The sequence below is a fragment of the Arsenicicoccus bolidensis DSM 15745 genome, from assembly GCF_000426385.1.
GTDB lineage: Bacteria > Actinomycetota > Actinomycetes > Actinomycetales > Dermatophilaceae > Arsenicicoccus > Arsenicicoccus bolidensis.
The window spans coordinates 1-2,774 of the sequence record NZ_AUFG01000078.1 but is presented as its reverse complement, the minus strand read 5'-3'; the positions used below and the strand labels follow the sequence as shown (position 1 = coordinate 2,774).

The following is a 2,774-nucleotide window of genomic DNA, read 5'->3' as shown; positions in this document are numbered from 1 at the left end:
CAACTCGGAGGAAGGTGGGGATGACGTCAAATCATCATGCCCCTTATGTCTTGGGCTTCACGCATGCTACAATGGCCGGTACAAAGGGCTGCGATACCGCGAGGTGGAGCGAATCCCAAAAAACCGGTCTCAGTTCGGATTGGGGTCTGCAACTCGACCCCATGAAGTCGGAGTCGCTAGTAATCGCAGATCAGCAACGCTGCGGTGAATACGTTCCCGGGCCTTGTACACACCGCCCGTCAAGTCACGAAAGTCGGTAACACCCGAAGCCGGTGGCCTAACCCTTGTGGGGGGAGCCGTCGAAGGTGGGACTGGCGATTGGGACTAAGTCGTAACAAGGTAGCCGTACCGGAAGGTGCGGCTGGATCACCTCCTTTCTAAGGAGCATATGCCTCTACATCACCGAATGTGTGGTGGGGGTGCTCAAGGGTGGAACATCGAATGGGTCGCGTCTGGTTGGCGCTGCTGGCGAGTACGGCTGTCATGCTCTTTTGGGGTGTGGTGGTGGGGAAAGTTGGTGGTGGTTGATCGGGTGTGGTGGCGCGCTGTTGGGTCCTGAGACATCGGGCCGGCTGCTGGCTTCGTGCTGGTGGGTCTGGTTGTCTTGGTTGTGCCTGGACTGCTGATAGCTCGAGCGTTGCTTGGGTGTGTAGGTGGTTGGGGTTTGTGTTTTGAGAACTACACAGTGGACGCGAGCATCTTTGTGGCCAAGTTTTTAAGGGCGCACGGTGGATGCCTTGGCACCAGGAACCGAAGAAGGACGTAGGAATCTGCGATAAGCCTCGGGGAGTCGATAACCAGACTGTGATCCGAGGATTTCCGAATGGGGAAACCCGGCTGGAGTTTATGTCCAGTCACCTGCACCTGAATATATAGGGTGTGTGGAGGGAACGTGGGGAAGTGAAACATCTCAGTACCCACAGGAAGAGAAAACAATAGTGATTCCGTCAGTAGTGGCGAGCGAACGCGGAAGAGGCTAAACCGGTCGTGTGTGATACCTGTCAGGGGTTGCACGGTCGGGGTTGTGGGACTTGTCTGTCCGTACTGACATGCGGGCGCACAGTAAGAAATCTTGTTCGTAGGCGAACGGTCTTGAAAGGCCGGGCATAGAGGGTGTTACCCCCGTAGCTTAAACGTTCGAGACTGTGGATGAGTATCCCAAGTAGCACGGGGCCCGAGAAATCCCGTGTGAATCTGGCGGGACCACCCGCTAAGCCTAAATATTCCCTGGTGACCGATAGCGGACTAGTACCGTGAGGGAAAGGTGAAAAGTACCCCGGGAGGGGAGTGAAATAGATCCTGAAACCGTGCGCTTACAATCCGTTGGAGCCTCCTTGTGGGGTGACAGCGTGCCTTTTGAAGAATGAGCCTGCGAGTTAGTGCTCAGTGGCGAGGTTAACCCGTGTGGGGAAGCCGTAGCGAAAGCGAGTCCGAATAGGGCGACAGAGTCGCTGGGTCTAGACCCGAAGCGAAGTGATCTACCCATGGCCAGGTTGAAGCGCGGGTAAGACCGCGTGGAGGACCGAACCCACCTAGGTTGAAAACTGGGGGGATGAGCTGTGGGTAGGGGTGAAAGGCCAATCAAACTTCGTGATAGCTGGTTCTCCCCGAAATGCATTTAGGTGCAGCGTCACGTGTTTCTTACCGGAGGTAGAGCTACTGGATGGCTAATGGGCCTCACCAGGTTACTGACGTCAGCCAAACTCCGAATGCCGGTAAGTGAGAGCGTGGCAGTGAGACTGCGGGGGATAAGCTCCGTAGTCGAGAGGGAAACAGCCCAGATCACCAGCTAAGGCCCCTAAGCGTGTGCTAAGTGGAAAAGGATGTGAAGTTGCTGTGACAACCAGGAGGTTGGCTTAGAAGCAGCCACCCTTTAAAGAGTGCGTAATAGCTCACTGGTCAAGTGATTTTGCGCCGACAATGTAGCGGGGCTCAAGCACACCGCCGAAGCTGTGGCATTGACACATTGCTAAGCCCTTGTGGTTCAGGCGTGTCGATGGGTAGGGGAGCGTCGCGTGGCGAGTGAAGCGGCGGAGTGATCCAGCCGTGGACGCTACGCGAGTGAGAATGCAGGCATGAGTAGCGAATGACGGGTGAGAAACCCGTCCGCCGAATAACCAAGGGTTCCAGGGTCAAGTTAATCTGCCCTGGGTAAGTCGGGACCTAAGGCGAGGCCGACAGGCGTAGTCGATGGACATCCGGTTGATATTCCGGAACCGGCGCAGTACCGCCCCTAACGAGTCTGGTGATACTAAACCTGGTGAAGCTTCTCTAACCGCCTTCGGGTGGGTGAGAAGTGGATGAGGTGACCTGAGCCAGTAGTAGTTAAGCGATGGAGTGACGCAGGAAGGTAGCCTCCGCGTGGCGATGGTTGTCCACGTCCAAGGATGTAGCCCGGTGTGTAGGTAAATCCGCACGCCATGTGGGTGAGATCTGATAGTGACCGCGTATGCGGGAAGAGGGTGATCCTATGCTGCCGAGAAAAGCTTCTAGCGAGGGACTGAGCCGCCCGTACCCCAAACCGACTCAGGTGGTTAGGTAGAGAATACCAAGGCGATCGAGTGAATCGTGGTTAAGGAATTCGGCAAAATGCCCCCGTAACTTCGGGAGAAGGGGGGCCATGATCGTGACGCACCTTGCGTGTTGAGCGTGAGTGGCCGCAGAGACCAGGGGGAAGCGACTGTTTACTAAAAACACAGGTCCGTGCGAAGAAGTAATTCGATGTATACGGACTGACGCCTGCCCGGTGCTGGAACGTTAAGGGGACCGGTTAG

At 56.1% G+C, this 2,774-nt stretch carries 2 rRNA genes; both read left to right on the top strand.

Features of this window, described 5'->3' with window-relative positions:
• A 16S ribosomal RNA gene (locus K313_RS0119365) occupies nt 1-377 on the top strand; the annotation flags it as partial.
• 328 nt (nt 378-705) lie between these two features.
• A 23S ribosomal RNA gene (locus K313_RS0119360) occupies nt 706-2,774 on the top strand; the annotation flags it as partial.